Raw genomic sequence first — 6,245 nt, 5'->3', positions numbered from 1 at the left:
TTGAAGCCGAACTAAAAGAACTGGAGAAAAACTACAGTTTAACTCTTGTCGTCAATGAACTGGATAGGTTCAAGTCGCTGCCTTTTGAATTCAGGGAAACAAAAAAAGAATTTACTGAGTTTATGAACAATATTGTAATTGATGGAATTCAGTATACCCAAGAATTCTTCATGATTGCCGATGGAAAGGAATCAATAGAAGTCCATAGTGCAGGGGACAAAAGGGAAGCAGTGGTAATAAAACTACCTCTGATCTGTTACCTTCAGAAAGTGCTTTATAATAGATTACTTGAGCCAAGTTTTGTCAAAAAAGACGGCTAACCAGTCTATAGATAAGGAATCCCAGAGCTTTTTTATCCGGGCAGAATCCAGGTATTTATTAGAGATTATTGCTGGTTTCTCTGGTTTTCTTCTGATTCAAATTCTTAAAACTCCATATTTTCTTCGTATTTTTCAAAGAGGGCTTAAACATAGAACTTTAGCACATTAGCACAGCGTTGTGTCTAAAACTCGCAAAATAAGAAACTATGGCAAAAGCAGGTATTCCATTTCCATTCATCTTTAATAACTTAGATGAAATCCGGGTAAATTGACAACGCAGGTTCTAAAACAAAAATTTAAAACAAGTTTTAAAATAAGTTTCTTCAGTGGCAAGGGGAGGGATATGGTTGCTGAAATTCAAATATATCGGGTATTATTAATATAATCTAAATAATTCGTTATAGGGCGTTCTTACAAATTGAGATCAAATAGACCGCAGGTGTATGGAATGAACAATGTAAAGATTGGAAGCGTTAATATTGAATGGTTGGGCCACTCTGGATTTTTGTTTGAGGGGGATGGAAAGAAGATTTATATTGATCCTTACGACCTCAGCGAAGAGCCGGCTTTCGAAGATAAAGCCGATATCCTGCTGATCACCCATGAGCACTTTGACCACTGCAGTCCTGAGGATATCCGAAAAGTCCGGCGGTCGGACTCAACCACACTGATCCCTGAAAACTTATCCCTGCAATTCAAGGGGGATGCAAGGCGGATTACTGAGGGAGATGTGCTGGCCGACGGGCTTGAAATCAAGGGAACCCGAATTGAAGTAGTTCCTGCTTATAACCTCGATAAACCCTATCACCCCCGTGGATTGGGAGTGGGGTATATAGTAGAACTTGGAGGAATTCGGATTTATCATGCAGGAGACTGCGATTTTTTTCCTGAGATGAAGAATATCAGGACTGATGTCGCCCTTTTGCCTATAGGAGGCATTTATACAATGGACGAAGAAGAAGCAGCAAGTGCAGCTGCAGCCATTTCCCCAAAATACGTAATTCCGATGCACTACGGAAAACCAGATGTAACAGACGGGGACCCCGAAAAGTTTAAAGCTCTTGTACACGGCAAGAACCCTGATATCAATGTGATTATTCTTGATTCCTGATTTTAAGTTATAAAGAAACTTAAAAATCGAGATTTGGGACGAAAACACAGGATCGGTCTACTCATGTCCAGAATAGCAAGAAAACAGCAGAAAAATTTGATTCAGGTAATCACAATCCAGCGCATGTGGCGGCTTTTTGAGCTTGCAAAAAGCGAGCATGCAGAGCATCCTGACCGCAGCGAGCGTTATGTGCAGCTTATCAGGAACATCTCTATGAGAAACCGAATGAGTATCCCAAGAGAGATAAAAAGCAGAATCTGCAAACACTGCTATGCTTTTCTCGTACCCGGAAAAAATGCCCTTTATAGGCTAAAAGAAGGATATATCGTTGTTTCTTGTCAGCATTGCGGAAAAGAAATGAGATATCCTTACAAAAAACTAAAATAAAAGCTAGCTGAGCTTATAGCAGCTGCCTGAAGCATATAAGAAGAGATTCCCAGATATCCGAGGCTTTTTATATCTCTTGGGATTTCTCAAATCCTCTTTTTCTCGATTAATGTTTTTCTATTAAGAAGCAATATTGACTTTAAGATTTGGCAGGACTTTCCGGGCCTCGCATCTTCTTTATCGCTAAAGCTATCTGTTTTGCAATAACGGATTTCGGACCGTTATCATCCACGAGCACTCTGCCGCTTACTTCCCACCAAGACTTGGGATAGGCTTTTTCAGGCTCTACTTCGGGATTCAGGCCAAGTTGTCGGGCTGCTTCTTTTATCTCATTAAGTTGCGGCTCTTTTATCGCATTTTTACGGGAGATGATTCTGCCGCTGCTCCTTGACTTTGTCTGGTCGAGATATACCGGCCATATTACAAGTTTTCCCCTATCTCTCATCATCATGTTATCTTTGTCCTAAATTGCTGTCATGCGATTTAAAACTGCCCCGGAAACCTCCTACAGGCCAGAACTCTTTTCCTGTTTATGAGAATTTAATTATTATGAATTTGAAACCTGTAATTATTTATCTTCCCCGGGCAAGTTCTGCATGGTGTTAATATGATTCCGTCGTTTACAATTGATGAAAAGGTAAGAGCTTATATAAGAAAGAGCGGGAAGGATTTCAGGCTTTGCACATCACCTGAGGGCCCTGTGCTTCTTCCACTCGGTACAGCCGAGCCCAAACCATCAGACCTTAAAATCCTGATCGGTAGCAACGTTCTTTATGTTTCAAAGCTTCAGGCAAAATACATAAAGAAAATTGAATGGCCGATGATAGAAAGATTCCTGAATCAAGAAAGTTAATTGTAGACAAACTCAAAATCTCAGAACGTGAAACTTGGCAATATAATTAAGGTAGAAAAGTTAGGTCAAAAGCGATAGGTTCAGTCCCGTTTCAAGCTCTAAGGATTGATTAGCATAAGATTATGCATCTTTGATACATTCCAGTAAAGTGAGTGGCTTGTAATCACTAGGTTGCGTGGCCGTAAATGCCCAAGCAATGATAATTTCGCCTGAGGATCAAGCACAGGGCTTTTAAGTTTTTGTTCAAAGCGCCTTTAATCTGTTCTAATGGACGCTACTCAAAAGTTACAATTTTTTTAAAGATGGTTTAATCATTTTACAACGTCATAAGGTTGCCTTAGCGTTTAAAGCTTCGAATGTAAGGCTGGAACCTAAAACTGCTACCTTCATGAGCAAATAACCGAGCCATTTTTAAGGCATTTTAAAGCGCTTTCAAAGTTAGTTTAAAACGCCCTGGACTGTTCTAAAGACTCAATGGTGAGACTGAAAACAGGCCAAATTTTTTAATATTGGTTCTATATCTCCCAGTCCTCAACTCTTCTTCTGCACTTGTTATCAGAGAAATAATTCACGCAAGTTTCCAAGATATGGAGACACTGCACATAAATTAGAAACATTTATCGGTACAAATCACATTCAAAGGAAATACCGATTTTAGTATCCCAATCAAGAAGATGAAGAAGATATTAACATCAAAGGGTAAAAATATATGAATAATAACCAGACTCCGGAGCAGAAGGCTAGAAATGATATCGATAGAAAATTAAATGCTTCTGGCTGGATAGTGCAGGAAAAGAACAAAATCGTTTGGAGTGCTTCCAGGGGCATTGCAGTTAAGGAATATTTGACTGATGTGGGACCTGCTGACTATGTATTATTTGTTGATAAAAAGCCCGTTGGGATTATTGAAGCAAAAAAGGACGAGGAAGGTCACCGGTTAACCGTCGTTGAGGAACAATCATCCGGGTATGCTACAAGTAAGCTAAAATACCTTAACAACGACCCATTGCCTTTTGTGTACGAGAGTACCGGGGAACTTACACGCTTTACAGACTTCCGCGACCCAAAACCAAGGTCCAGACCTGTTTTTTCATTTTATAGGCCTGAAACTTTTGAGAAATACCTTAAAAAGAGTCCTTTGAGGGAAAGGCTGCTGGATATTCCTGAATTGAGAACAGATGGCCTTCGAGACTGCCAGATTACAGCAATTTCAAATCTTGAAAAATCCTTTAAGGACAACCGCCCAAGAGCTCTTATCCAGATGGCAACAGGTTCGGGAAAAACCTATACTGCCATAACTTTTATCTACCGGTTACTGAAGTTTGCGGATGCAAAAAAGGTGCTGTTTCTTGTTGATACCAAAAACCTTGGCGAACAGGCAGAGCAGGAATTCATGGCTTATGTGCCCAGTGACGATAATCGCAAATTCACTGAGCTGTACAATGTACAGCGCTTACGTTCCAGTTATATTTCATCGGACAGCCAAGTGTACATTTCCACAATCCAGCGACTTTACTCTATATTGAAGGGTGAGGAGCTGGACGAGAAAATCGAAGAAGAAAATCCCGCCGAGAAAGGCTGGCAGCCAAAGGAACCGGTTCCTGTAGCTTATAATAAGAAAGTTCCCATTGAAGAGTTTGATTTTGTAGTTATAGACGAGTGCCACCGCTCCATATATAATCTGTGGCAGCAAGTTCTGGATTACTTCGATGCTTTTTTGATAGGCCTGACAGCCACGCCGGACAAGCGCACTTTCGGCTTTTTTAATGAGAACGTAGTAAGTGAGTACAGCCATGAAGACGCAGTGGCAGATGGCGTGAATGTAGGTTATGATGTTTACACTATCGAGACTGAAATCAGTAAAAATGGGGCAAAAATAAATGCGCGGGAGTTTGTGGACAAAAGGGAGAAACTTACCCGCAAAAAGCGCTGGGAACAGCTGGACGAAGATTTCACATACACTTCCAAAAATCTGGACAGAGACGTAGTCAATCTCAACCAGATACGACGTGTGATACGAACATTCAAGGAAAAGTTACTGGATATATTTCCTGGCAGAAAAGAAGTCCCTAAAACCCTGATTTTTGCTAAGAACGACAGCCATGCCGACGATATTATCAATATAGTGCGGGAAGAGTTTGCAGAAGGTAATGCCTTTTGCAAAAAAGTGACCTACAAAGCCGAAGAAGACCCTAAATCGGTGTTGGGAGATTTCCGCAATCTTTACTATCCCAGAATAGCAGTCACAGTGGACATGATTGCCACGGGCACGGATATCAAGCCGCTGGAATGCCTGCTCTTTATGAGGGATGTAAAAAGCAAGAATTATTTTGAGCAGATGAAGGGTCGAGGTACACGAACCCTGGGTTTTGATGACCTGCAAAAAGTGACACCTTCTGCGATTTCTGCCAAGACGCATTTTGTAATTGTGGACGCCGTTGGCGTTACAAAAACCATGAAAACCGACAGCCGGCCTCTGGAACGCAAGAAAAGTACGGCATTGAAAGACCTGCTTGCAGCAGTAACTTTTGGGGCTCAGGATGAAGACCTTTATGTTTCTCTGGCTAATCGGCTTGCAAGACTGGACAGGCAGATAAATGAGGCCGAAAGAGCTACTTTTGTGGAGAAAGCGAACGGAAAAACAATCAATCAGACCATTAAAGATCTGTTAAATGCGTATAATCCTGATATTATCGATCTCAAAGCTTCTGAGATTAAACAAAGCCAGCCGGAGATTTCAGACGCCGATGCAAAGAAAAAGGCACAGGAAAACCTGATTGATATTGCCAGATCAACATTTTCCGGCGAGCTTAACGAATACATCGAAAATGTCCGAAGAGTCCATGAGCAGATTATTGATACCGTGAACACCGACACAATTCTCAGAGCCGAATGGGACAAAGACGCTGTGGTAAGGGCAGATGAGCTGGTCAATGATTTTAAGGCGTATATGGAAGCTAATAAAGACGAGCTTACAGCCCTGAGAATTTTCTACAACCAGCCCTACAGGCGCAGGGAAGTTACTTTTGCGATGTTAAAAGAAGTGATGGAAAAATTGAGGCTGGAGAAGCCCCAATTCGCTCCTTTGAGAGTCTGGCAGGCTTACGAGCAGCTGGAAAAGGTGAACGGTAATTCCCCGAAAAACGAACTGACGGCGTTGGTTTCCCTGATCCGCAGGATAACCGAGATCGACCCTGTGCTGACGGCATACGATCAGACCGTGAATCGGAACTTTCAGGACTGGGTGTTTAAAAAGCAAGCCGGAACCCTGAAATTTAATGAAGACCAGATGAACTGGCTCCGTATGATAAAAGATTATGTTGCAACCAGCTTCCATCTGGAAATCGACGACCTTGATTACACTCCCTTTGATGCTCTTGGCGGGCGCGGAAGAATGTACCAGCTTTTCGGGGATGAGATGAATATGGTTATCAGTGAATTGAATGAGGCTCTGGCGGCGTGAGTTCGGAGAAAAGTTCAGAGAATAATTGGGTGGAAGTGAAGGTTAAGAGATAATTGTGGTGAAAACTGTGGTGAAAGGTTCGGAGAAAAGTTCGGAGAAAATAATCCGGCT

General features: G+C 41.7%; 5 protein-coding genes and 1 pseudogene. 5 read left to right on the top strand and 1 reads right to left on the bottom strand.

Translation table 11 applies throughout. From position 1 onward, the window contains the following. From BP549_RS02345 to BP549_RS02335, 3 genes and pseudogenes are all read left to right on the top strand, one after another. A pseudogene (locus BP549_RS02345) lies at window positions 1–320 on the top strand (TrmB family transcriptional regulator); the annotation flags it as partial. A gap of 448 nt (window positions 321–768) precedes the next feature. Further along, the gene (locus BP549_RS02340) at window positions 769–1,431 is read left to right on the top strand and encodes an MBL fold metallo-hydrolase (RefSeq protein WP_292377777.1); all 663 of its coding nucleotides are present in this window, start codon (window positions 769–771) and stop codon (window positions 1,429–1,431) included. 63 nt (window positions 1,432–1,494) lie between these two features. Next, on the top strand, window positions 1,495–1,818 hold the full coding sequence (locus BP549_RS02335) for a ribonuclease P protein component 4 (protein WP_292377005.1): 324 nt from the start codon (window positions 1,495–1,497) through the stop codon (window positions 1,816–1,818). A gap of 139 nt (window positions 1,819–1,957) precedes the next feature. Here BP549_RS02335 and BP549_RS02330 read toward each other — a convergent pair whose 3' ends face one another. Continuing rightward, window positions 1,958–2,263: a signal recognition particle protein Srp19 gene (locus BP549_RS02330; protein ID WP_292377007.1), complete on the bottom strand. Its 306-nt coding sequence runs from the start codon at window positions 2,261–2,263 to the stop codon at window positions 1,958–1,960. 162 nt (window positions 2,264–2,425) lie between these two features. Here BP549_RS02330 and BP549_RS02325 point away from each other — a divergent pair, with 162 nt between their 5' ends. Together BP549_RS02325 and BP549_RS02320 are read left to right on the top strand one after the other, a co-directional pair. Then, window positions 2,426–2,671 (top strand): hypothetical protein, encoded by a 246-nt coding sequence (locus BP549_RS02325; protein WP_292377775.1) that lies wholly within the window; start codon window positions 2,426–2,428, stop codon window positions 2,669–2,671. A gap of 709 nt (window positions 2,672–3,380) precedes the next feature. Then, entirely contained in the window at window positions 3,381–6,134 is a 2,754-nt protein-coding gene (locus tag BP549_RS02320; protein ID WP_292376807.1) for a DEAD/DEAH box helicase family protein, read from the top strand. Window positions 6,135–6,245 lie beyond the last annotated feature (111 nt).

The organism is Methanosarcina sp. UBA289 (assembly GCA_002496565.1).
Classification (GTDB): domain Archaea; phylum Halobacteriota; class Methanosarcinia; order Methanosarcinales; family Methanosarcinaceae; genus Methanosarcina.
This window is presented reverse-complemented; position numbering and strand designations above follow the sequence as displayed.

Excerpts from the sequence above, each read along its gene's own strand:
- BP549_RS02335 (WP_292377005.1), top strand. The coding sequence starts at position 1,495 with ATGTCCAGAATAGCAAGAAAACAGCAGAAAAATTTGATTCAGGTAATC.
- BP549_RS02330 (WP_292377007.1), bottom strand. The coding sequence starts at position 2,263 with ATGAGAGATAGGGGAAAACTTGTAATATGGCCGGTATATCTCGACCAG.
- BP549_RS02325 (WP_292377775.1), top strand. The coding sequence starts at position 2,426 with ATGATTCCGTCGTTTACAATTGATGAAAAGGTAAGAGCTTATATAAGA.
- BP549_RS02320 (WP_292376807.1), top strand. The coding sequence starts at position 3,381 with ATGAATAATAACCAGACTCCGGAGCAGAAGGCTAGAAATGATATCGAT.
- BP549_RS02340 (WP_292377777.1), top strand. The coding sequence starts at position 769 with ATGAACAATGTAAAGATTGGAAGCGTTAATATTGAATGGTTGGGCCAC.